The sequence below is a fragment of the Pseudomonas sp. KBN10P06128 genome (genome assembly GCF_037574945.1).
Lineage (GTDB): Bacteria > Pseudomonadota > Gammaproteobacteria > Pseudomonadales > Pseudomonadaceae > Pseudomonas > Pseudomonas aeruginosa.
Genome location: NZ_JBBELR010000001.1, coordinates 6,370,685 through 6,391,712, shown reverse-complemented (window position 1 = coordinate 6,391,712; position 21,028 = coordinate 6,370,685). Strand labels below are relative to the sequence as shown.

General features: G+C 65.7%; 22 protein-coding genes. 11 read left to right on the top strand and 11 right to left on the bottom strand.

Going from position 1 to position 21,028, the window contains the following annotated elements:
- Nucleotides 1-3: 3 nt before the first annotated feature.
- Nucleotides 4-327, bottom strand: coding sequence for a hypothetical protein (locus tag VQ065_RS29810; protein ID WP_014604114.1), 324 nt, complete (start codon nucleotides 325-327; stop codon nucleotides 4-6).
- Nucleotides 328-579: 252 nt separating this feature from the next.
- Here VQ065_RS29810 and VQ065_RS29805 point away from each other — a divergent pair, with 252 nt between their 5' ends.
- Nucleotides 580-1,182 (top strand): nitroreductase family protein, encoded by a 603-nt coding sequence (locus VQ065_RS29805; protein ID WP_003096241.1) that lies wholly within the window; start codon nucleotides 580-582, stop codon nucleotides 1,180-1,182.
- A gap of 14 nt (nucleotides 1,183-1,196) precedes the next feature.
- Here VQ065_RS29805 and VQ065_RS29800 read toward each other — a convergent pair whose 3' ends face one another.
- Nucleotides 1,197-2,105, bottom strand: a complete 909-nt coding sequence (locus tag VQ065_RS29800; RefSeq protein WP_003096239.1) for a LysR family transcriptional regulator — start codon at nucleotides 2,103-2,105, stop codon at nucleotides 1,197-1,199.
- A gap of 142 nt (nucleotides 2,106-2,247) precedes the next feature.
- Between VQ065_RS29800 and VQ065_RS29795 the strand changes: the two genes are divergently transcribed.
- Genes VQ065_RS29795 through VQ065_RS29780 form a run of 4 tightly spaced genes read left to right on the top strand, consistent with a single transcriptional unit; the run spans nucleotide 2,248 to nucleotide 6,931 of the window.
- Nucleotides 2,248-3,483, top strand: a complete 1,236-nt coding sequence (locus VQ065_RS29795; RefSeq protein ID WP_023098870.1) for a 3-hydroxyacyl-CoA dehydrogenase — start codon at nucleotides 2,248-2,250, stop codon at nucleotides 3,481-3,483.
- A gap of 1 nt (nucleotide 3,484) precedes the next feature.
- Nucleotides 3,485-5,275 carry an acyl-CoA dehydrogenase C-terminal domain-containing protein gene (locus VQ065_RS29790; RefSeq protein WP_003096235.1) on the top strand — a complete coding sequence of 597 codons (1,791 nt, stop codon included), beginning with the start codon at nucleotides 3,485-3,487 and terminating at the stop codon, nucleotides 5,273-5,275.
- 26 nt (nucleotides 5,276-5,301) lie between these two features.
- Nucleotides 5,302-6,465 carry an iron-containing alcohol dehydrogenase gene (locus VQ065_RS29785; protein ID WP_003096233.1) on the top strand — a complete coding sequence of 388 codons (1,164 nt, stop codon included), beginning with the start codon at nucleotides 5,302-5,304 and terminating at the stop codon, nucleotides 6,463-6,465.
- A 22-nt stretch (nucleotides 6,466-6,487) separates the two neighbouring features.
- The gene (locus VQ065_RS29780) at nucleotides 6,488-6,931 is read left to right on the top strand and encodes an acyl-CoA thioesterase (RefSeq protein ID WP_003096230.1); all 444 of its coding nucleotides are present in this window, start codon (nucleotides 6,488-6,490) and stop codon (nucleotides 6,929-6,931) included.
- Here the strand turns inward: VQ065_RS29780 and VQ065_RS29775 are convergent.
- Complete coding sequence (locus VQ065_RS29775) at nucleotides 6,913-7,470, bottom strand: chorismate mutase (protein WP_003096224.1); 558 nt, start codon at nucleotides 7,468-7,470, stop codon at nucleotides 6,913-6,915. The genes VQ065_RS29780 and VQ065_RS29775 overlap by 19 nt on opposite strands.
- A 223-nt stretch (nucleotides 7,471-7,693) precedes the next feature.
- Here VQ065_RS29775 and VQ065_RS29770 point away from each other — a divergent pair, with 223 nt between their 5' ends.
- Nucleotides 7,694-7,909, top strand: a complete 216-nt coding sequence (locus VQ065_RS29770; RefSeq protein WP_003096222.1) for a carbon storage regulator — start codon at nucleotides 7,694-7,696, stop codon at nucleotides 7,907-7,909.
- A 68-nt stretch (nucleotides 7,910-7,977) separates the two neighbouring features.
- Here VQ065_RS29770 and VQ065_RS29765 read toward each other — a convergent pair whose 3' ends face one another.
- From VQ065_RS29765 to VQ065_RS29745, 5 genes are all read right to left on the bottom strand, one after another.
- Complete coding sequence (locus tag VQ065_RS29765) at nucleotides 7,978-8,385, bottom strand: glycine zipper domain-containing protein (RefSeq protein ID WP_003096219.1); 408 nt, start codon at nucleotides 8,383-8,385, stop codon at nucleotides 7,978-7,980.
- Between the two features lie 97 nt (nucleotides 8,386-8,482).
- Nucleotides 8,483-8,998 (bottom strand): hypothetical protein, encoded by a 516-nt coding sequence (locus VQ065_RS29760; protein ID WP_003096217.1) that lies wholly within the window; start codon nucleotides 8,996-8,998, stop codon nucleotides 8,483-8,485.
- A 309-nt stretch (nucleotides 8,999-9,307) separates the two neighbouring features.
- Nucleotides 9,308-11,629: an FdhF/YdeP family oxidoreductase gene (locus tag VQ065_RS29755; protein ID WP_003096215.1), complete on the bottom strand. Its 2,322-nt coding sequence runs from the start codon at nucleotides 11,627-11,629 to the stop codon at nucleotides 9,308-9,310.
- 7 nt (nucleotides 11,630-11,636) lie between these two features.
- Nucleotides 11,637-12,476, bottom strand: a complete 840-nt coding sequence (gene fdhD / locus VQ065_RS29750; RefSeq protein ID WP_003096213.1) for a formate dehydrogenase accessory sulfurtransferase FdhD — start codon at nucleotides 12,474-12,476, stop codon at nucleotides 11,637-11,639.
- Nucleotides 12,477-12,534: 58 nt separating this feature from the next.
- Nucleotides 12,535-13,455: a LysR family transcriptional regulator gene (locus VQ065_RS29745; protein ID WP_003096212.1), complete on the bottom strand. Its 921-nt coding sequence runs from the start codon at nucleotides 13,453-13,455 to the stop codon at nucleotides 12,535-12,537.
- A 173-nt stretch (nucleotides 13,456-13,628) separates the two neighbouring features.
- Here VQ065_RS29745 and lysM point away from each other — a divergent pair, with 173 nt between their 5' ends.
- Complete coding sequence (gene lysM / locus VQ065_RS29740) at nucleotides 13,629-14,066, top strand: peptidoglycan-binding protein LysM (protein ID WP_003096210.1); 438 nt, start codon at nucleotides 13,629-13,631, stop codon at nucleotides 14,064-14,066.
- 51 nt (nucleotides 14,067-14,117) lie between these two features.
- On the opposite strand, the gene yrfG is transcribed toward lysM, so the two are convergent.
- Entirely contained in the window at nucleotides 14,118-14,783 is a 666-nt protein-coding gene (yrfG, locus tag VQ065_RS29735; protein ID WP_003096208.1) for a GMP/IMP nucleotidase, read from the bottom strand.
- 125 nt (nucleotides 14,784-14,908) lie between these two features.
- Between yrfG and nudE the strand changes: the two genes are divergently transcribed.
- From nudE to VQ065_RS29715, 4 genes are all read left to right on the top strand, one after another.
- Nucleotides 14,909-15,475, top strand: coding sequence for an ADP compounds hydrolase NudE (nudE, locus tag VQ065_RS29730; protein ID WP_003096206.1), 567 nt, complete (start codon nucleotides 14,909-14,911; stop codon nucleotides 15,473-15,475).
- Nucleotides 15,472-16,293: a 3'(2'),5'-bisphosphate nucleotidase CysQ gene (gene cysQ / locus VQ065_RS29725; RefSeq protein WP_015503807.1), complete on the top strand. Its 822-nt coding sequence runs from the start codon at nucleotides 15,472-15,474 to the stop codon at nucleotides 16,291-16,293. Before nudE ends, cysQ begins: the two co-directional genes overlap by 4 nt.
- Before the next feature lie 361 nt (nucleotides 16,294-16,654).
- Entirely contained in the window at nucleotides 16,655-17,356 is a 702-nt protein-coding gene (locus VQ065_RS29720) for a hypothetical protein (protein ID WP_023098869.1), read from the top strand.
- A gap of 60 nt (nucleotides 17,357-17,416) precedes the next feature.
- Nucleotides 17,417-17,668, top strand: a complete 252-nt coding sequence (locus tag VQ065_RS29715; protein WP_223193920.1) for a hypothetical protein — start codon at nucleotides 17,417-17,419, stop codon at nucleotides 17,666-17,668.
- Nucleotides 17,669-17,694: 26 nt separating this feature from the next.
- Here VQ065_RS29715 and fabY read toward each other — a convergent pair whose 3' ends face one another.
- Both fabY and arcC read right to left on the bottom strand, forming a co-directional pair.
- Nucleotides 17,695-19,599, bottom strand: coding sequence for a beta-ketoacyl-ACP synthase FabY (gene fabY, locus VQ065_RS29710; protein WP_003096201.1), 1,905 nt, complete (start codon nucleotides 19,597-19,599; stop codon nucleotides 17,695-17,697).
- A 449-nt stretch (nucleotides 19,600-20,048) separates the two neighbouring features.
- On the bottom strand, nucleotides 20,049-20,981 hold the full coding sequence (arcC, locus tag VQ065_RS29705; protein ID WP_003096199.1) for a carbamate kinase: 933 nt from the start codon (nucleotides 20,979-20,981) through the stop codon (nucleotides 20,049-20,051).
- Between the last annotated feature and the right edge of the window lie 47 nt (nucleotides 20,982-21,028).

Genomic DNA, 21,028 nt, shown 5'->3' with positions numbered 1-21,028 from the left:
CCACTACAGACGACCGCTTCCGGCCAGCTCATAGCGCGCCGAGAAATCCCTTTCCCCGAGGACCAGGTCGCTGGGTTGCAGGTGTTGCACCTCGCCGGTCTTCATCGAGCGGATGCTGACTTCCGCGGTGCGCGCCTGCATGGGACAGCCACTGAGGTGGAAGCTGCCCTTGCTTTCGTCTTGGCGGGGAGCGCTCATCGAGCATGGTGGCTCGACAATGGCGCCGGTGAAGCGGATGACGCCGCTGATGCTGCCGGGGGCGGCGAACAGGTTGCTGGAGGTTCCTACAAGAAGACCGAACAAAGCCAGTTGGCCCATCCTGTTCATGAGCTTACTCCTACGTGAGTTCATCCTTATTTTTCTGCGTTCGTGCGTCCCGGGAGGGGCCCTCTCCCAGGCGCTGGCATTGGAGTGGAATATAGGACAATTCCTTAGGAAAATTCCTTCCTAGGAATAGTCCTAGTCCTGATTCTGTAAGTAGCTGCTGTGGGGCTGCGTCGGATTTATTGAAGTCTGGTTTATCTTCTCGCCAATGCCCTAGAGTGGGCGCCCCTTTGTTCCCTCGCAGTGGATCTCCCCATGCATATCGAAGACGCCGTTCGGAGTCGCCGTGCCATCAAGGGCTACGACTCATCCTTCAGCCTGACTCGCGAAGAGAAGGACCATCTCCTGGACCTGGCGCTGCATGCGCCTTCCGCCTTCAACCTGCAACACGTGCGGCTGGTCGAGGTCAGCGATCTGCAATTGCGCACGCAGTTGCGTGAAGTGGCCTGGGACCAGGCGCAGGTCACCGACGCGGCGATGCTGGTGGTGGTGTGCGCCCAGCTCGACAGTTGGGAGCGCAACGCGCAGCGGGTCTGGGACGGTGCTCCCGAGGCGGTACAGGCGTTCATGGCAGGCGCCATCGACACCTACTACCGCGGCAAGCCCCAGGTACAGCGCGACGAAGCCATGCGCAGTTGCGGCCTGCTGGCGCAGACCCTGATGCTGGTCGCCCGCGGCCAGGGCCTGGATTCGTGTCCGATGGATGGTTTCGACTTCGATGCCGTGGCCCGGCTGATCAACCTGCCGGACAACCATGTGATCGGCCTGATGGTCGCGGTCGGGAAAAAGGCCGTTGAACCCTGGCCGCGCAGCGGCAAGCTGCCGCGGGAAGAACTGGTCATCCGCGACCGCTTCTGACTGCCCGGATTCCCCTAGTCCGGTCCGGCGGCCCCGACCTGGCGGATCTGTTCGACCAGCCATTGCAGGGCGATGTCGCGTTCGCGCTGGGCCAGAAACACCAGTTCCAGGTGGAACGGGCCGAGGTCGAACGGCAGGTCGAACGATTGCAGGGGCAGCAATCGTTCGAAGTAGTGCGCCAGTTGTCGCGGCAGGACGCCGACCAGGTCGCTGTACGCGGCGATGTGCGCTGCCTGCAGGTAGTTCGGTGTGGTGTAGGCCACTTGCCGCTTGAGCCCCTGGCTGCCCAGCCACTGGTCGACCATCCCCTTGGTCTGCCCGCCGTGCACCCACAGGTGCTGTAGCTCCAGAAAGGTGGCCAGGTCGGGAGCCTGCGCCAGCAGCGGGTGCTGACGTCGGGCGACCAGTTGCAGGGTCTCGCTGGCCCAATGGCGGCGCTGGAAGCGCGCCGGGACGTTTTCGAAGCGGCCTAGCACCAGGTCCAGTTCGCCTTTGTCCAGCGCCTCGGCCGGCAAGGTCGGGGTCAGGTGCTGGATGGCGATGGAGATTCCCGGCGCCCGCTCACTCAGGCGGCGCATCAGGGCGGGCATGCAGATCAGTTCGACGTAGTCGGTCACCGCTACGGTGAAGCGCTGCCGGCTGCGCCCGGGATCGAAGCCCTCGCCGTCGCCCAGGCTCTGTTCGATCTGCCGCAGCGCCGCGCGGATCGGCGCTTCCAGCGCCAGCGCCCGGGGCGTCGGCTGCATCGCACGACCGGCGCGGACCAGCAGCGGGTCGTCGAGCAGCTCGCGCAGGCGGTTCAGTGCATTGCTCACTGCCGGCTGGCTCAGCGCCAGGCGCTCCGCCGCGCGCGAGACGTTGCGTTCGCGCAGCAGGGCGTCAAGGACGCGTAGCAGGTTGAGGTCGAAGGTTTGGATATTCACTGCCTGAATTCCAGCTATCACAAGACTAAATTTCAAAAATAGTACGACCTTCCCCTAAGGTAGTGGTCGCTTTTTGTGCGGTCGGACTGCCCCAGGTTTCGTCCACCGTTCCTACTGCGCTCGCTACAACGAGGACAAGACCATGAGCCAGAACTTTTCCTTCCGCCAGGCCGCGGTGATCGGCGCCGGCACCATGGGTCGCGGTATCGTCATGTGCCTGGCCAACGCCGGTCTCGACGTGCAGTGGCTGGACAGCAACCCGCAGATGCTCAACCAGGCGCTCGGCGCCGTGGCCGACACCTACGCGCACAACGTGCGCCAGGGGCGCATCGGCGAAGAGGAAGCGGCCGCGCGCCGCGCCCGCATCACGCCGGTCCAGCACCTCGCCGCGATGCGCGAGGCGGACCTGGTGATCGAGGCGGTCTACGAGAACCTGGAACTCAAGCAATCGATCTTCCGCGAGCTGGACGCGGCGCTGAAGCCCTCCGCGGTGCTGGCCAGCAATACTTCCTACCTGGACATCGACGCCATCGCCGCGGTTACCGCGCGTCCGGGCCAGGTGCTCGGCCTGCACTTCTTCAGCCCGGCGCACATCATGCGGCTGCTTGAGATCGTGCGCGGCGCGCAGACCGCGCCGGCGGTGCTGGGGGCGGCCCTGGCGCTGGGCGAGCGGATGGGCAAGGTCAGCGTAGTGGCCGGCAACTGCCACGGCTTCATCGGCAACCGCATGCTCGAACCCTACGCCACCGAGGCCCGCCTGATGCTGCTGGAAGGCGCCCTGCCGTACCAGGTGGACCGGGCTCTCCAGGCGTTCGGTTTCGCCATGGGGCCGTTCCGCATGTACGACGTGGTCGGTATCGACCTGGAGTGGCGCGCCCGCGAGTTGGCCGGGGTCGGCCAGGACCAGCCGGCCGTGCAGGTGGACAACCGCCTTTGCGAGCTGGGCCGCTTCGGCCAGAAGAGCGGTGCCGGTTACTACCGCTACGCGCCGGGCAGCCGCCAGGCGGAGCACGATACCGAGGTGGATGCCCTGGTGCTCCGGGTTGCCGAGACGCTGGGCTACCCGCGGCGCGATTTCGCCGACGAGGAAATCCTCGAGCGTTGCCTGCTGGCGCTGGTCAACGAGGGCGCGAAGATCCTCGACGAGGGTATCGCCGCCCGTAGCGCCGACATCGACACTGTCTACCTGAACGGCTACGGCTTCCCCGCCGCGGAGGGCGGTCCCATGGCCTGGGCCGATCGTCTCGGCGCGGCCGAGCTGCTGCAACGCCTGCGTTTCCTCGAACAGCGCCACGGCGCGCGCTGGAAGCCGGCGTCCCTGGTCGAGCGCCTGGCCGCCGAGGGCGGAGCCTTCGCCGACCTGCAGGAGGCGCGCTGAGATGGATTACCAGGCCCCCTTGCGCGACATGCGCTTCGTTCTCCATGAACTGTTCGATGTCGGCGCGCATTGCGAACTGCTGGGCAACGGCATCGATCGCGAACTGATCGACGGCGTGCTCGAGGAAGGCGCGCGCTACACCGGCCAGGTGGTGGCGCCGCTCAATCGCAACAGCGACGAGGAAGGCGCGAAGCTGAAGGATGGCGTGGTGACCACCCCCACCGGCTTTCGCGAAGCCTACCGGCAGTACAGCGAGAACGGCTGGGCGAGCATGACCGGACCCACCGAGTACGGCGGCCAGGGCTTCCCGCAGATGGTCTCCGCGTGCTTCCACGAGATGTTGATGGCCGCCAGCCTGTCCTTCCGCGTCTATTCGGGGCTGACCGAGGGCGCCGTGCTGGCCCTGTACAAGCATGGCGACGAGGCGTTGCGGCGCGACTACCTGGCCAAGCTGGTGAGCGGTGAATGGGCCGGCACCATGTGCCTGACCGAACCCCAGGCCGGCACCGACCTCGCTCTCCTGCGCACCCGCGCCGAGGCGCAGGCCGACGGCAGCTACGCGATCAGCGGCAGCAAGATCTTCATCAGCGGTGGCGAGCAGGACCTCACCGAGAACATCGTCCACCTGGTGCTGGCGCGCCTGGCGGACGCGCCGGCCGGGGTGAAGGGCATCAGTCTGTTCCTGGTGCCGAAGTTCGTCGCCAATCCCGATGGCTCCCTGGGCGAGCGCAACAGCCTGGGGTGCGGCGCCATCGAGCACAAGATGGGGATCAAGGGCGCTTCCACCTGCGTGATGAACTTCGACGGCGCCAGGGGCTGGCTGCTGGGCCAGGCGAACCAGGGCCTGGCCTGCATGTTCACGATGATGAACGATGCGCGCTTCCAGGTCGGCCTGCAGGGCCTGGGTATCGCCGAACGGGCCTTCCAGGGCGCCCTCGGCTACGCCCGCGAGCGCCTGCAGTCGCGCGCCCTGGTCGGCCCGCAGGCACCGGACAAGGCCGCCGACCCGATCATCGTGCACCCCGACGTACGGCGCATGCTGCTGACCCAGAAGACCCTGGTCGAAGGCTGCCGCATGCTGGCGGCCTGCTGTGCACGCCAGCTCGACCTGGAACACGGCCATCCGGATGCCGACGGCCGGCGCGCGGCGACGCGCCGTGCAGCGCTGCTGATCCCCATCGTCAAGGCCTTCCTTACCGATGTCGGCCAGGAAGTCGCCAGCCTCGGCGTACAGGTCTATGGCGGTCACGGCTTCATCCGCGAATGGGGCATGGAGCAATTGATGCGCGACAGTCGCATCACCCAGATCTACGAAGGCACCAATGGCATCCAGGCGCTCGATCTGATCCGCCGCAAGCTGCTCGGCGACCAGGGCGGCGAACTGCTGGCGCTGCAAGGCGAACTGGCGGTGGCCAGCGAGGCGCTGCAAGGGCGTGCTGCGCTGGCGCCGCTGGTCGAGCCGGTGCTGCAACGCCTGGAAGAGTGGCGGCAGCTCACCGGCCAGGTACTCGAGGCCTGCGCCCGCGATCCCCAGGAGATCGGCGCCACTTCCGTGGACTTCCTCCAGTACAGCGCCTACGTATTGCTCGCGGCCCTCTGGTTGCAAGCCGCGGCACGAGCCCAGGAAGCGCTGGACGGCGGCTCCGGCGAGGGCGATTTCTATCGGGCCAAGCTGCGCAGCGCCGATTTCTACCTGCGGCGCATCCTGCCGCGGGCGAGCATGCACCGCGAAGCCTTGCTCGGTGGCGCCGACTGCCTGATGGCCCTGCCCGAAGAGCATTTCTCGTTCTGACGGGCGTCTCGCCCAAGGAGACCGATATGCAAGCTTTCAGTTTCGCCACTACCGCGCAGATCCTCTGCGAGGTCGGCTCCGCCATCCGCCTGGCTGAACTCTGCCGCGAGCGAAGGGCGCGCCGCGTGTTGATCGTGACCGACCCGGGGATCACCCGGCTCGGCTTGCTGGATGCGATCCTGCCCGGCTTCCCGCGCCTGGGCCTGGCCGTCGAGGTGTACGACCAGGTGCTCGCCGATCCGCCTGAATCGGTGGTCGAGGCCGCGCTCGGGCGGGCGCGGGGCATGGCTGCCGAGCTGGTGGTCGGTTTCGGCGGTGGCAGTTCCATGGACGTGGCCAAGCTGGTCGCGCTGCTCGCCCATCCAGAGGCAGGGCAGGGGCTCGGCGAGGTCTTCGGGGTCGGCAACGCACGCGGGCCGCGCCTGCCGCTGATCCAGGTGCCGACCACCGCCGGGACCGGCTCCGAGGTGACGCCGATCGCCATCGTCACCACTGGCGAGACCACCAAGATGGGTGTGGTCTCGCCCTACCTGCTGCCCGATCTGGCGTTGCTCGATGCCGACCTGACCCTCGGGCTGCCGCCGGCGGTCACCGCGGCGACCGGTATCGACGCGATGGTGCATGCGATCGAGAGCTATACCAGCAAGCTGAAGAAGAATCCGCTGTCCGATCTGCTGGCGCGGGAGGCGTTGCGCCTGCTGGCGGCCAACCTGGAACGCGCGGTAGGCGACGGCGGCGACCGCGAGGCGCGCCAGGCCATGCTGCTGGGCGCCTGCCTGGCCGGGCAGGCCTTCGCCAATGCGCCGGTGGCGGCGGTGCATGCCCTGGCCTATCCGCTGGGAGGGCATTTCCACATTCCCCACGGCCTGAGCAATGCGCTGGTGCTACCGGAGGTGATTCGTTTCAACGCTCCCGCTGCCGCTGGACTCTATGCCGAGCTGGCGCCGCTGCTGCTGGGCGACCGCTTGCGTCCGGGCGATCGCGACGCGCTTACCGCGCAGCTGATCGACGAACTGACCCAGCTCAGTCCGCGCAACGGCCTGCCGAGCCGCTTGCGCGACGCCGGGGTGGACGAGGCGATGCTGCCGCGCCTGGCCGCCGACGCGATGCTCCAGCAGCGTCTGCTGGTCAACAACCCGCGCGAGGTCGGCGAGGCGGACGCCCTGGCGATCTATCGCGCGGCATACTGAATCCCTTCTACGAGGACCGGGCATGGCGACCGCCCCGCGACCGCTGCGCGAGCAGTACCTTCATTTCCAGCCGATCACCACGCGCTGGCACGACAACGATATCTACGGACACGTGAACAACGTGACCTACTATGCGTTCTTCGACACGGCGGTGAATACCTACCTGATCGAGCGCGGCGGCCTGGATATCCAGGGCGGCGAAGTGATCGGCCTGGTGGTCAGTTCCAGCTGCGACTATTTCGCGCCGGTGGCCTTCCCCCAGCGGATCGAGATGGGCTTGCGGGTGGCGCGCCTGGGCAACAGCTCGGTGCAGTACGAACTGGCCTTGTTCCTCGAAGGGCAGCGGGAGGCCTGCGCGGCCGGGCGTTTCGTGCATGTCTTCGTGGAGCGCCGAAGCAGCCGCCCGGTGGCCATTCCGCAGGGACTACGCGATGCGCTGGCCGCGCTTCAGAGCGCGGCCCAGTGACAGAGATCGCCCGCCGCCCGTGACAGGGCGATGGCGTGCAGTTCGTCCAGGCGATCGTCGCGTACCTGCCGTTGCAGCGCCTGGTTGAGCCTCGGCCGGCAGTCGTCGACGCGCAGTTCGGCGAGCGCCGGGGCGTAGCCGCGCAGCAGCTCCAGGTTGAGCTGATTGAGGCGGTTGCGGATGCGCTCCAGGTCGACCGCCTGGCCAGCGTCCGGTAGCGGCCGGCTGAGCAGGCGGTACTGGACCAGCTTGTTCGCCTCGATCTGCGCGGCGAACAGCAGGCGCACCTGCTCGGCGCCGACCCCGTGGCTCCCGGCTTGTCCGGCGAGCATCTGCAACTGTTGTTCTTCCCGCGGGCTGTCCTGTACCGCCTTGCCCGACTGGGCCTTGCTCTGGGCTACCTGATCGGCTAGTTGCAAACGCTGGCTGCTCAGGCTCAACAGTTGCTGGAGAGCCGGCGACAGCGGCTGGGCCTGGAGCAGCGGGCCTTGCAGGAGCAGGAGGGCAAGCAGGCCCCAACTGGCGAACGACGGGCGCATCTGGAAATCTCGATTGAATTGATGCCGGGCACGCTAGCAAAGCGAGCCCGGTGCGACAATCCATGACATGGCGTGAGGCGATGAGGAAGCGCTGGATGGGACATTTCTGATTGAACGTTTGCAGTCTCGACGCTGGAGCAATGTTCTGTGACCATCCCTCCACACCATTTCATTCACCAAAGGGGCCGGTTTGCCCCTGCTATGACTGGCAAGGACGCGGAACATGGGTTTCCTGATACTCTCCCGCCGAGAAGGCGAAGGCATCACCCTGTCCCTCAAGGCCGACTACCCGGCGGAGGAACTGATTCGGCAATTGCGCGAAGGCGGCATCCGGATCCTGGTCACCGATATCATCGGCAACCAGGCCCGGGTCGGGATCGAGGCGCCGCGTGGCGTCCTGATCGTTCGCGACGAGTTGAAGACGGCACCGAAAGGCTGACGAACGGTAGAAAGTAAAAGCCCCGCGGTCGCGGGGCTTTTCCACATCGGCTTCGGCAAGCATGCCGATCAACGATGCTTGTGCTTGCGGTGTTTCTTGCCGCGGTGACCGCTGTCGTTGTCCTTGCCCAGGTTGTTACCGACCGCGCCACCCGCTGCGCCGCCGAGGCCTGCACCTATGGTCGCGCCGGTGCTGCCGCCCAGCTTGTTGCCGATCACCGAACCGCCGGCCGCGCCTAGCCCGCCACCCAGGGCTGCTTCGGTCTTGCGCCCGTCCTTGGCGGTCATCGCGCCGCCGGCCGCGCCACCTAGGCCGGCACCTATGGCCGCACCGGTGCTACCGCCGATGGCGTTGCCCACGACGTTGCCCAGGGCGCCGCCCACGCCGCCGCCCACGGCGGTCTTGGTGGAGTCGCCGGCGAACGCGGCTTGTGCGCCCAGCAGGCCGAACGCGATTACCAGGAGAGATTTACGCATCGTGCGTGCCTCATCGTTGAATCAGGAGGGAAATACGGTCGTTCGCACAAAGGCCGGACCATCAGGCCCGGCCTTTGCGTCGTGGGGAGCGGAGGAATCAGTCGTCGTAGTAGCGACGATGATGCTTATGGCGCTTCCACTTCTTGTACCGGCCATAGTGATGGCCGTTGTCATGCCGGTAATAGCCATCGCGATAGCCGGCGCGGCGGTAGTAGCGACGGTCGCGGTAGTCGTCATCGTCGTCGTAGCGGCGGTTGCCGTCGCCATAATGGTTGCCCAGCGCGCCGCCGCCGGCGCCGCCGAGGGCCGCGCCGATCAGGCCACCGGTGCTGCCACCGATCTGCCGGCCGATGACGTTACCGCCTGCGGCACCGAGGCCGCCGCCGATCGCCGCTTCGGTCTTGTTACCGCGTCCGGCGCCGACTGCACCGCCCGCAGCGCCACCGATGCCGCTACCGATCGCGGCGCCAGTGCTGCCGCCGACCGCATCGCCGACGACCGAACCCAACACCCCGCCCAAGGCGCCGCCGATGGCCGCGCGGGTGTTGTCGCCTGCGAAGGCGGTACCACCGACCAGACTCAGGGACAACAGGAGTATCGAGGAATACTTCATAGAGAGTTTCTCTCTGTGGGGATGACGGCTGCGATGCTGGGGTTGGCCCAAACCGCTGACAAGCGTCAGCCGACGATTGGTAGAACAAACTCGAAATATTCCAAGTGCTTGTTTTTTATGGGGAACTTTCTTCGGCGGAGGCGGTCTTAAACCGAATGCGAAACGCGATTTCAGGGTCGAAATCGGTATTTTTGCTGGCGGGATGCTGGCCATTCTAACGCCGACGAGCGGCCTGCCTTCAAGGCCTTTCATCGACTTTTTCCTTAAGACGCCGCCTCCTGTTGCAGGAGGCGGCGTTTTTCGTGGGCTTCAGATAATGCGCCCGTCGCCCGTGGCCTTTTCCAGGCGTACCGCGATGAACTTCGAAGTCGGCGTATGGCTGCCGACGCCGACGCTCTCCAGCGGCACCAGGGGATTGGTTTCCGGGTAGTAGGCGGCTGCCTGGCCGGCCGGGATGTCGAAGGCGAGCAGGGTGAAGCGGCGTACCCGGCGTTCGATGCCATCGCTCCACAGCGAGATCAGGTCGACCTTGTCGCCCGGCTGGTAGCCCAGGCGGCGGATATCCGCCTCGTTGGCGAATACCACTTCGCGCTGGCCCTTCACTCCGCGATAGCGATCGTCCAGGCCGTAGATGGTGGTGTTGTACTGGTCATGGGAGCGCAGGGTCTGCAGGATCAGGTCGGGTTCGAGGCCACTGTCGCGCACCTGTGCCGGCAACAGGTCGCGGGGCAGCGGGTTGGCGACGAAGTTGGCCTTGCCGCTGGCGGTGTTCCAGCGTCGTTCGCCGGCGGCGTTGCCGAGGTAGAAGCCGCCGGGATGCCGGACGCGGCGGTTGAAGTCGGCGAAACCGGGGATGGTGTCGGCGATCAGCTCGCGGATGCGCTCGTAGTTGGCGATCAGCGCGTCCCAGTCCACCGGATGGTTGCCCAGGGTTGCCTTGGCGATGCCGGCGATGATCGCCGGTTCCGAACGCATCTGCTGCGAGAGCGGCTCCAGTTGTCCGTAGGACGCGTGGATCATGCTGAACGAGTCTTCCACCGTGACCGCCTGCGGGCCTTCGGCCTGGCGGTCGATGTCGGTGCGCCCCAGGCAGGGCAGGATCAGTGCGTCGCGGCCGGTGGTCAGGTGGCTGCGGTTGAGCTTGGTGCTGATGTGCACGGTCAGGTCGCATGACGCCAGGGCGGCGTGGGTGCGCGGACTGTCCGGGGTGGCCTGGGCGAAATTGCCGCCCAGGCCGATGAAGACCTTCGACTTGCCCGCGAGCATCGCGGCGATTGCCTCGACGGCGTTGTGCCCGTTGTGGCGTGGCACTTCGAAGCCGAAGCGCCGTTCCAGTGCGTCGAGCAGCGCCGCCGGCGGCCGCTCGTTGATGCCCATGGTGCGGTCGCCCTGCACGTTGCTGTGGCCGCGGACCGGGCAGAGACCGGCGCCCGGGCGGCCCAGGTTGCCGCGCAGGAGTTGCAGGTTGACGATTTCCTGGATGATCGCCACCGAATGATGGTGTTGGGTGATGCCCATCGCCCAGCAGACGATGACCCTGTTCGCCCGCCGGTACATCCGCGCAGCCTGTTCGATTTCCGCCAGGCTCAGCCCGGACTGGCGCTCCAGGTGTTCCCAGGGGGTGGCATCCAGTTCGGCCAGGTAGGCCTCGAGGCCGTCGGTGTGCTCGGCGATGAAGGCGTGGTCGAATACCGGCTCGCCACCCTCGGCCTGGGCTTCGCGCTCCCAGGCGAGGAGGAACTTGGCGATCCCGCGGATCGCCGCCATGTCGCCGCCCAGTGCCGGACGGAAGAACGCGGTGTTCAGCGGCGAGGACCCGTTGGTCAGCATTTCCAGCGCGTTCTGCGGATGCTGGAAACGCTCCAGGCCGCGCTCCTTGAGAGGGTTGAAGCAGACCACCTGGGCACCGCGCTTCACTGCCTCGCGCAGCGGCTCGAGCATGCGCGGGTGGTTGGTGCCGGGGTTCTGCCCAAGGATGAAGATCGCGTCGGCGTGTTCGAAGTCGTCGAAGGTCACGCTGCCCTTGCCGACCCCGACGCTGCGGCCCAGTGCCACGCCGCTGGCCTCGTGGCACATGTTCGAGCAGTCGGGGAAGTTGTTGGTGCCGAACGCGCGGACGAACAACTGGTAGAGGTAGGCCGCCTCGTTGCTGGCCCGCCCGGAGGTATAGAACTCCGCCTGGTCGGGGCTATCCAGGCGTCGCAGGTGCTCGGCGACCAGGGCGAAGGCGGCGTCCCAGGTGATCGGCTGGTAGTGGTCGCTGAGCGGGTCGTAGCGCATCGGTCCGGTGAGGCGGCCCTGGTATTCCAGCCAGTAGTCGCTCTGTTCGCGCAGGGCGCTGACGCTGTAGCGGGCGAAGAACGCCGTGTCGACGCGGCGCTTGGTGGCTTCCCAGTTGACTGCCTTGGCACCGTTCTCGCAGAACTTCACCCGGCCGTCTTCCGGCGAGTCGCCCCAGGCGCAGCCGGGGCAGTCGAAACCGCCGTTCTGGTTGGTCTTGAGCAGGGCGCGGAGGTTCTTGAACGGCTGTTTGCTGTCCAGCCAGAAGTGCGCCACGCTGCGCAGCGCGCCCCAGCCGGCGGCGGCACCGGCGTAGGGCTTGTAGCGGGGTTGGAGAGGTTGCAGGCTCATGACGGACTCACTCGGTTGCGGCCGGCGCCGGGCTGTAGACCCGCGGGGCACTGTGATGGGGCTGGTGGATCAGGTTCAGCTGGTGGCGGCGCGCCCATTGCACGGTCAGGGCGGTTGGCGCGGAGAGGCTGACCAGGGTGCCGATCCCGGCGCGTACGGCCTTGTGGATAAGCTCCAGGCTGCAGCGGCTGGTGACCACGGCGAAGCCCTGCGCAGCGTCCAGTCCCTGTCCATGCAGGGCGCCGATCAGCTTGTCGAGGGCGTTGTGGCGGCCGATGTCCTCGCGACACAGGCGCAGCTCGCCATGCCCGTCGAAATACAGCGCGGCATGCAGGGCGCCGCTATGGCGCGCCAGTCGCTGGGCCTGCTCGATACGCTGGCGCAGGGCGCCGAGATGGACGGCGGGAGGCAGCGCCTGCGACGACCGCTCCGGCAGTTGCGGCAGCGCCTGCTCCAGGGCTTCGACGCCGCACAGGCCGCAGCCTGACGTGCCGGCCAGTTGCCGGCGTTGGCGCTTGAGGTTCCAGAATGCGCGGCTGCTGATCTCGACCTCGGCGTGGAGGGATTCGCCCTGGCCGCTGACGCGGATTTCATAGATTTCGTCGATGGCCTGTACGAAGCCACTGCTGAGGCTGAAGCCGCGGACGAAATCCTCGATGTCCTCGGGCGAGGCCATCATCACCGCCTGGTTCAGTCCGTTGTAACTGATCGCCAGGGCACACTCGGCGGCAAGGGAGGCCTGGCCGATCTGCTGCGGCAGGTGCAGGTCGGCGTAGCGGTAAACGTCGGGAACGGCGGAAGGCGCCCAGGTATCGGCGGATACCGGGCATGCAGGCTGGCAAGGCATGGGCTGGGCCCTATCGTTCTAGGTGTGGAGCCAGCCTAGGCCTGTCGCGGAGCGGCGTCTAATCGGTTGTGCCGATACCCTGATCGACAGGGTCTATCAAGCCGGCGGGCGCCAGCCAGGTCCGGGCCTCCTCGAAGCAGGCTTCGGCCAGCGCCGAGCGCGGCTGTCCGCTGCGAATGATCAGGCCGAGCGCTGCCAGGGTATGGGCGTCCTCGATGGGGACCAGGCGCAACTCGTCGTCGACTTCGCTGCCCAACGGCATGATCGCGCAGCACAAGCCACGCTGCACCGCCTGCAGCAGTTGCTGCACCGAGTCGGTTTCCAGGCGCGCGATGGGGCTCAGCCCGCGGCTGCGGAAGTTGTGGTCGATGGATTGGCGGAAGTGCATGCCCGCCGAGAGCAGGCCCAGCGGCAGGCCAGCCAGCGCATCCCAGTTCAGCAGCGCGGCGTCGAGCGGGAAATGGCTGGGGTGATGGAGCAGGCCCATGCGGGTCTCCGCCAGTTCGATGCCCTCGAAATGGCTGCGGTCCAGACGGTCCAGATAAGAGACGCCGAGATCGAACTGGTTGCGCGCCAGGCCTTCGAGTACTTGTTCCGAACTCAGGGAATAGAGCTGGAAACGCAACTCCGGGTGGCGCCCGGCCATGTGCTGGACCAGGCGCATCGGGTCGAAGCTGGCCAGCGGCACCACACCCAGGCGCAGGGTCCCGACCAGTTGCCCGCGGCAAGCGGCGGCTTCCGCGTACAGCCCTTCCTGGGCCGCCAGCAGGCTGCGTGCCCAGGCCAGTACGCGCTCGCCGGCCTCGGTGAAGCCTTCGAAGCGCTGGCTGCGTCGCACCAGTTCCAGGCCGAGTTCTTCCTCCAGGCTGCGCAGGCGCATGGACAGGGTCGGCTGGGTGACGTGGCAGCGTGCGGCGGCCTGGCCGAAGTGGCGGGTTTCGTCGAGGGCGCAGAGGAATTTCAGTTGCTTGATGTCCATCGGCGCTTCCGTGGCGGGGGTGTCGCCGAATCTTAACGCGAATGGGCGCAGTGTTATGGGGTGGCGAAGGAGGCTAGGGATATTTCGCCGGTTTTTGCAGTCTAGACTTGGCTAGTCGCGGATCGGGATTGCGCCGGCCGCTTGCAACCGTAACCGTAAAGGGAGAACCAAAGATGGGTATTTTCGCGTTCGTGAAGGAAGCCGGTGAAAAGCTGTGGGATACGCTGACGGGGCATGAGGCACAGGCGGCCGAGTCGCTGAAGGAGCACGTCGCCAAGGTCGGCCTGGGCAACCCGAACATCCAGGTTTCGGTGGAAGGCGACAAGGTCATCGCCTCGGGCGAGGTGGCCAGCCAGGAGGAGAAAGAGAAGATCCTGCTGGCGCTGGGCAACGTCGCCGGCGTCTCCTCGGTGGAAGACAAGATCACCGTGGCCCAGGCCGCTCCGGAGGCGCGCTTCGTCACCGTGAAGAAAGGCGACACCCTGAGCGCCATCGCCAAGGCCGAATACGGCAATGCCAACGCCTACATGAAGATCTTCGAGGCCAACAAGCCGATGCTCAGCCATCCGGACAAGATCTACCCCGGCCAGGTCCTGCGCATTCCCGAGTGATCCCGGCGTTTCGCCAACCCCGCCCGCGTGGCGGGGTTTTCGTTTCCGCGGCTACGGCAGTCCTTCGAGCAGCCGCCGGTAGTCCTCCTGGGCAGCGAACTCCTCGGTGTCCCGGACCTGGCCACGGCTGTCCGGGTGGCGTACCGCCAACAGGTGGGCGACACCATAGGCGCGGGCGCTGCGCAGGATCGGCAGGCTGTCGTCGATGAACAGGCTGCGCTGCGGGTCGAAGCCGAAATCGGCTTGCAGGGCGCTCCAGAAGCGCGCGTCCTCCTTCGGGTAGCCGTAGTCGTGGGAGCTGATCAGTCGGTCGAAATAGGGCGCCAGTTCGATCCGTTCCAGCTTCAGCGACAGCGAGTCGCGGTGCGCGTTGGTGATCAGCGCCACGCGCTTGCCGGCCCGGCGCAGGGCGGCGAGGAAGGTATCGGCGTGCGGACGCAGCGAGATCAGGTGCGCCACCTCATGCTTGAGTTCGCGGATCGACAGGTCCAGTTCCCGGCTCCAGAAATCCAGGCAGTACCAGTTGAGCTGGCCGGCGTGTTCGCGGAACAGCGGCTCGAGCACGGCGTCGGCTTCGGCGCGACTCAGGCCGTTGCGTTCGGCATAGCGCTGGGGCAGGTGTTCCAGCCAGAAGTGGTTGTCGAAGTGCAGGTCGAGCAGGGTGCCGTCCATGTCGAGCAGCACGGTGTCGATGGCGGACCAGGGCAGGGTGGGCATGGCGGCTCTTGTCGCGGTTCGTCGCGATCGATGCGGAAATCTGTCGCTTCCCATCAATCTCCGACAGGGATAATCGGAAAAGCCGGGGTATGATAACCCGCCGGCTTCGCCAAGGAGTTATCCACATGCGTCAGAAACCCACCGTACTCGCCAGCGAGATCGTCGCGAAGAGCCGACTGTTCGCTGTCGAGGAGTTGCAACTGCGCTTCAGCAATGGCGTCGAGCGCACCTACGAGCGTCTGGTCGGCAAGGGCCAGGGCTACGGTGCGGTGATGGTGGTGGCCATGCTCGATGCCGAGCACGCGGTGCTGGTGGAGGAATATTGCGCCGGGGTCGACGAATACCAGTTGTCGCTGCCCAAGGGCCTGGTCGAGCCGGGCGAGGACATCCTCGCGGCGGCCAACCGCGAACTCAAGGAAGAAGCGGGCTACGGGGCCCGGCAACTGGAGCACATCACCGAACTGTCGCTGTCGCCGGGCTACATGAGCCAGCGCATCCAGGTGGTGCTGGCGCGCGATCTCTACGAGGAGCGCCTGCCGGGCGACGAGCCGGAGCCGATGGGCGTCGATCGCATCAGCCTGCGCGAACTCTCGAGCCTGGCCCAGCACGCCCAGTTCAGCGAAGGCCGCGCCCTGGCCGCGCTGTACCTGGTGCGCGACCTGCTCACCCAGCGCGGCGAGTACCAGGCATGAGGCCGGTGCCTTGGGGCGAATTGGTGGCGCTGGTGCGGCGCGCCGGCGAGGCGATCCTGCCGCACTGGCGCGCCGACGTGGCGGTGCGCTCGAAGGCCGACGAATCGCCGGTGACTGCCGCCGACCTGGCCGCGCACCATATATTGGAGGCGGGATTGCGGGCGCTGGCGCCGGACATTCCGGTGCTTTCCGAAGAGGATTGCGAGATACCGCTGAGCGAGCGCGGCCACTGGCGGCGCTGGTGGCTGGTGGACCCGCTGGACGGCACCAAGGAGTTCATCTCCGGTAGCGAGGAGTTCACCGTCAACGTGGCCCTGGTCGAGGATGGCCGGGTGCTGTTCGGCCTGGTCGGCGTGCCGGTGAGCGGCCGCTGCTACTACGGTGGCGCCGGTCTTGGTGCCTGGCGCGAGGAGGCCGATGGCCGCGCGCAACCGATCAGTGTGCGCCTGGAGCCCGAGGAGGCCTTCACCGTGGTGGCCAGCAAGCGCCACGGCAGCCCGGCCCAGGAGCGCCTGCTGGATGGCTTGAGCGAGCGCTTCGGCGACCTGCGGCGAGCCAGCATCGGCAGTTCGCTGAAGTTCTGCCTGCTGGCCGAGGGCGCTGCCGACTGCTATCCGCGCCTGACGCCAACCTCGCAATGGGACACGGCCGCCGCCCAGGGTGTGCTGGAAGGCGCCGGCGGCGAGGTGCTCGACCTGCATGGCGCGCCATTCACCTACGAGCCGCGCGAGGACTACCTCAACGGCTCATTCCTGGCCCTGCCGCGCGCTGCCGAGTGGCGCAACGAGCTGATCCAACTGGCGCGCGCGCTGCACTGAAACGAAAGAGCTGGTCGAACCCTAATGCTGTTTTCTGATCTGTTTTCTGGTCTCTATGGGAGATTACGATGTTTTGCCCGCTCGGGCTGACAGAAAACATGCAAATAGCCCGCAGCAGATGACTGACAGCGGGATTCGGTAGTGGCTCACCAAATATTCACTTTGGTGAACGGCATGACCGCATGAGCGGGGCTTTTCGTTGAGCTGTCGGCCGGTGCCGATAGGGGTGGCGCCTGAGTAAGTTCCTGTGTGATTTTTTCCGAAGCCTGGGGAGGATCATGGGCTCCATGAAAACTCCATCGTAATCGCACACGGGGAGAGCATGTAGAGCGTAGAGTTCTCGCGTTTGCGGGAGGGCACTATGCCAACATATCCATCGATCTATCGTTTTCGTGTTTTAGCTGCGGCTGTGATGGCGAGCGTATCGATTTATCTATTCTCAGCTTCGTTGGGCATGGATGTTTTAAAAAGTTATGAGGTGTTGGCAGATATCTATCCTGAGAATATGAATGACTATGCTTCAAGACTGACCGCTGAAGAGAAATTTCAGGATGAGCTGCTCCGGCAGCTTACCGATAAGATCTATCTGGAGCGGTATTCGATTTGTGCGCTTATTTTGGCGCTCGCTATATTCTTCCTGCCATCTCCGGTAGTCGTGAGGAGAAGTCGTGTGCTTTTGGTTTTTCTCTATTTGGCGACTCCAGCTTCCATTGTGCTTTCAGAAGTTTTAGCAACCTCTTTGAGTCTGGATAGAATGCTGTATCCAACGTGGAGGGACAATATAGTAGTTTCCTGGTTTATCTCTTGCGCGGTCGCCTTTGCCGTCTGTTTTATGCTCCTGCCGTTGCTGATTCTAGGTTGGCGGAGAACCTCTGGAGGACTGATATTTCGCAGTAAGACCACACAGGTGTTGAGTGGAATTCTTCTTGCGGTTTGGCTGGTAGGATTTGCCTGCTCTTTTTTCAGTGGGGATTATGAGGCAATGCTTCCCCTATGGCTGGGGTTCGTATTTTTTTACTATGTACTTTCCTCCAGCGATGAGAAAACACCTGTCAATAAATAGGTGTTTCGAGGGCTATTAGAACGGATATCCAGTGCCTGATAACTCAATGGGAGCTTCACCGTGGAACTTGATGTCAAAATTGGCCGATCCGTGCTTTTTCAGCTCCGTCAGGAACCTCGTCGCTGTTTGTTCATCCATGGGACGCTGGAAGTCCAGATCGGCATCGTACCCGTGAACTTCCAGCGGCTGTCGGTGAAACGCTGGAACTGGCCATCACCTGATCCAGCGCATCCAGATAGGCTCGCCGAGTGGCGCAGCGAGCTGATCCAACTGGCGCGCGCTGCACTGAAACGAAAAGGCCCGGTCTTCTAGCCGGGCCTTTGCCGTTGTGGCGGCGCTCAGTCGAGCATGTCGCTGAAACGCGCGTCCTTCTTGTATACCAGCGGCTGGCTGAAGCCGGGCACCGTCACCTGTTCGGCGCTGACCTCGATGGCGTGCTCGTCGATCAGGTCCTGGCCGAAGTTGTAGATGATCTCCAGGTCGCCCTGCAGCGCGCGCTGGTCGTAGGCGCGGGCGGCGGCGCGGGTCTGCTCGCGCTTCTCGACGTAGGCGGCGAAGGCCGCTTGGCCATGGCGCTTGCGCAGCATCTTCTCGGCGATTCGCGGCGACAGCACCACGCCGCTGGCGTTGTTGCCGCCGAAGCCCTTGGAGTTGATGAAGCACACCTCCAGCGGCTTGTCCTGGCGCATGTCGCGATTGGAGATGCTCAGGCGCTGCTGATGGACGTCGTCGGCGACCTTGTCGATGGTCTTGATCCCAGGGAGGATGCCGTACTTGAAGGTGCCTAGGGCGGAGATCAGCTGGTCGGCGCTGGCGGTGGCCAGGGAGTGGCCGACGTAGGCCTTCACCGCGGTGACCGGCCAGCCGTCGATGCCGAAGGCGCTGGCCACGCGGTCGAGGATTTCCGATTCGGTGACCCGGTTGGCCGGCGTGCTGGAGCCGTGAGCGTGGACGAAGCTGGCGTGGCGCACGGTGTCCAGGCCGACGATCTGCACCGCGCTGGCCACCGCCTTGGCTACCGTCAGGTAGTTGCCCGGGCCGGGGGCGGAGATGGACTTCTTGAAACCGTCGGCGTTGATGAACACGTCGGTCACCGCGCCGTGGATATCCGCGCCCAGGCGCAGGGCCAGTTCGTCGTCCATCAGCACTACGTATTGGCTGGACTCGGCCAGGGTGAAGCCGCAGTTCTCGCCGAACGGCCGGCTGGCGCGGCGGAAGTCCACGTCGTCGCGGCCTTCGATCAGGCGCAGGCCTTCTTCGGTGGCCAGTGCGCCCATGGCGCTGTAGCCCTCGATGCACTCCGGCAGGATCGGCGCCTCGCTGTTGCCGACGATGACCACCCGGGCCTGGCCGCTGGTGATGACGTCGATACCCTTCTGCAGGTTGTAGAGGAAGGTGGCGCAGGCGCCTGTGATGCTGCCGGTCATGCCGACGCTGCCGAGCACGTAGGCATTGATGAAATCGGTGGGCATGCTGTTGAAGCCCAGCGGCAGTTGCTTGGCCGAGACCCGGTGGCCCTTCAGGCGGGATTGCATCAGGCCGCCGAAACCGTTGTCGTCGAGCTGGCTCATGATGCTGCCGGAGAACACCGCGATCTCGTCGGGCTGGACGTTGTCGACGATGGTCTTCCAGTCGATGCCGGTGGAGCGGATCGCGTCGGTCGCGGCGACCACCGACATCTGCAGGCCGCGCGGGTGGAAGCGCGAGTTGTACAGCTCGCCCGGTTCGAAACCGGTGGGCAGCTGGCCAGCGGACTTCACCGTCAGCGCACGGTAGCTGTCGACCTTGAACTCGCAGCGCTCGTGGATGCTCACCAGTACCTCGCCATCCTCCGCGGGAGCGATCGACCAGTTGGCCGGCAGCGGCTCGGGCAGTTGCTTGGGCGAGGCCTTGAAGGTCAGCGCCTGGCCTTCGGCAGGGGACAGCTCGAGGACCTTGTGCCAGTGGACTGCATCCGGGTCGAGGTACTGCGGTTCGATGCGTCGCACCAGGGTAGAGGCGAAGATGCGTTCGGCGTAGCGCCGCTCGATGTCCTCCGGGGACATCGGCGTGCCGTCTTCGGCCAGGTAGCGGCCGCCTTCGGCCTTGACCAGTTTCATCATGACCGCCAGGCCGGCTAGGGTTTCCTGGCGCGCCTGCGGGTCCATCGATTCGATGACCATGCGACGGAAGCCGTGGTGGAAGGAACTACGGCCTGCTGCGTTGTAGCCACCGAAACCAACAATGACCGGTAGTCGAGACATCACTCAGAAACTCCTTCGAATAGTCGTTCGCGTGCCGGGCTGCTGCCTGGTCCGGAGCGGGAAGCGCGTGGCGGCGATGGCGGCCTTTCCCGTCGGCGAGGCGAGCTTCACGGACCCGGGCACGAGCCAGTGGCCGTTGAAATGATCAGGGTGACTATGCTGACGTGAATCATGACTATCGAGTCACGTATTTTCCTACTGAATACCGCGTTGCGTGGGCTTTCCACAAGTGCTGGCGGTCTGCCGTGGGGGGATTGACGCCCATGGCCGGGCTGTTGGCAGAGGTGGTGCGTGGGCGAGTGTTGCGGGACTTGCTTGAAAGTCCGCGCGCAGAGGCGCGGCGCCGGGGCGTCCGCGGAGGCGGCGGATGACGCGTGGCGTTATCCGCCCTTCGCCCGATGCCGGCGGAGGAGAATGAAGAAGGGCCGCGAAGCGGCCCTGGGGGGGTATCAGCGGTACTCGATGCCCGCCTTGCGCGTGCTGACCCGTGTTCCCGCCTTGCCCTCGGTGATCGCGACGATGTCCGCGAGCGAACCGATCACCGCGTCCTTGCCGGTGGCGCGGGCGAACTCGATGGCGGCCTGGACCTTCGGTCCCATGGAGCCGGCGGCGAAGCCGAGGCGCTCCAGTTCGTCCGGGTGGGCCTGGGCGATGGCCTTCTGGGTCGGCTTGCCCCAGTCGACGTAGGCCGCGTCGACGTCGGTGGCGATGATCAGGATGTCGGCCACCAGCTCCTGGGCCAGCAGCGAGGAGCAGAGGTCCTTGTCGATCACCGCCTCGACGCCGCTGAGCTTCTTCCCGGCCTCGTCGTACATGGTCGGGATACCGCCGCCGCCAGCGCAGATGACGATGGTGCCTTTCTCCAGCAGCCACTTCACCGGGCGGATCTCGAAGATCCGCTTCGGCCGCGGGCTGGGCACCACGCGGCGGAACTTGTCGCCGTCCGGGGCGATGCTCCAGCCCTTCTCGGCGGCCAGGCGCTCGGCTTCTTCCCTGGAGTAGACCGGGCCGATCGGCTTGGTCGGGTTCTGGAACGCCGGATCCTTACCGTCCACCTCGACCTGGGTGAGGATGGTGGCGAACGGCACTTCGAACGGCAGCAGGTTGCCCATCTCCTGTTCGATCATGTAGCCGATCATGCCCTCGGTTTCCGCGCCGAGGACGTCCAGCGGGTAGGGCGAGACCTGGTCGTAGGCGGCCCCCTGGAGGGCCAGCAGGCCGACCTGGGGGCCGTTGCCGTGGGCGATCACCAGCTCGTTGCCGGGCGCCACCTTGGCGATCTGTTCGGCGGCGATCCGCACGTTTTCCCGCTGGTTGTCCGCGGTCATGGGTTCGCCACGGCGTAGCAGGGCATTACCGCCCAATGCGACGACGATACGCATATCGGTTACCTCCGGAAGGCGGCTGCGCCCGGCCGCGTGGGCCGGGG

What these genes read in the sequence shown, in the direction of transcription:
- VQ065_RS29810 (WP_014604114.1), bottom strand. Translation starts at nt 327, where the DNA reads ATGAACAGGATGGGCCAACTGGCTTTGTTCGGTCTTCTTGTAGGAACC.
- VQ065_RS29805 (WP_003096241.1), top strand. Translation starts at nt 580, where the DNA reads ATGCATATCGAAGACGCCGTTCGGAGTCGCCGTGCCATCAAGGGCTAC.
- VQ065_RS29795 (WP_023098870.1), top strand. Translation starts at nt 2,248, where the DNA reads ATGAGCCAGAACTTTTCCTTCCGCCAGGCCGCGGTGATCGGCGCCGGC.
- VQ065_RS29790 (WP_003096235.1), top strand. Translation starts at nt 3,485, where the DNA reads ATGGATTACCAGGCCCCCTTGCGCGACATGCGCTTCGTTCTCCATGAA.
- VQ065_RS29785 (WP_003096233.1), top strand. Translation starts at nt 5,302, where the DNA reads ATGCAAGCTTTCAGTTTCGCCACTACCGCGCAGATCCTCTGCGAGGTC.
- VQ065_RS29780 (WP_003096230.1), top strand. Translation starts at nt 6,488, where the DNA reads ATGGCGACCGCCCCGCGACCGCTGCGCGAGCAGTACCTTCATTTCCAG.
- VQ065_RS29775 (WP_003096224.1), bottom strand. Translation starts at nt 7,470, where the DNA reads ATGCGCCCGTCGTTCGCCAGTTGGGGCCTGCTTGCCCTCCTGCTCCTG.
- VQ065_RS29770 (WP_003096222.1), top strand. Translation starts at nt 7,694, where the DNA reads ATGGGTTTCCTGATACTCTCCCGCCGAGAAGGCGAAGGCATCACCCTG.
- VQ065_RS29765 (WP_003096219.1), bottom strand. Translation starts at nt 8,385, where the DNA reads ATGCGTAAATCTCTCCTGGTAATCGCGTTCGGCCTGCTGGGCGCACAA.
- VQ065_RS29760 (WP_003096217.1), bottom strand. Translation starts at nt 8,998, where the DNA reads ATGAAGTATTCCTCGATACTCCTGTTGTCCCTGAGTCTGGTCGGTGGT.
- VQ065_RS29755 (WP_003096215.1), bottom strand. Translation starts at nt 11,629, where the DNA reads ATGAGCCTGCAACCTCTCCAACCCCGCTACAAGCCCTACGCCGGTGCC.
- fdhD (WP_003096213.1), bottom strand. Translation starts at nt 12,476, where the DNA reads ATGCCTTGCCAGCCTGCATGCCCGGTATCCGCCGATACCTGGGCGCCT.
- VQ065_RS29745 (WP_003096212.1), bottom strand. Translation starts at nt 13,455, where the DNA reads ATGGACATCAAGCAACTGAAATTCCTCTGCGCCCTCGACGAAACCCGC.
- lysM (WP_003096210.1), top strand. Translation starts at nt 13,629, where the DNA reads ATGGGTATTTTCGCGTTCGTGAAGGAAGCCGGTGAAAAGCTGTGGGAT.
- yrfG (WP_003096208.1), bottom strand. Translation starts at nt 14,783, where the DNA reads ATGCCCACCCTGCCCTGGTCCGCCATCGACACCGTGCTGCTCGACATG.
- nudE (WP_003096206.1), top strand. Translation starts at nt 14,909, where the DNA reads ATGCGTCAGAAACCCACCGTACTCGCCAGCGAGATCGTCGCGAAGAGC.
- cysQ (WP_015503807.1), top strand. Translation starts at nt 15,472, where the DNA reads ATGAGGCCGGTGCCTTGGGGCGAATTGGTGGCGCTGGTGCGGCGCGCC.
- VQ065_RS29720 (WP_023098869.1), top strand. Translation starts at nt 16,655, where the DNA reads ATGCCAACATATCCATCGATCTATCGTTTTCGTGTTTTAGCTGCGGCT.
- fabY (WP_003096201.1), bottom strand. Translation starts at nt 19,599, where the DNA reads ATGTCTCGACTACCGGTCATTGTTGGTTTCGGTGGCTACAACGCAGCA.
- arcC (WP_003096199.1), bottom strand. Translation starts at nt 20,981, where the DNA reads ATGCGTATCGTCGTCGCATTGGGCGGTAATGCCCTGCTACGCCGTGGC.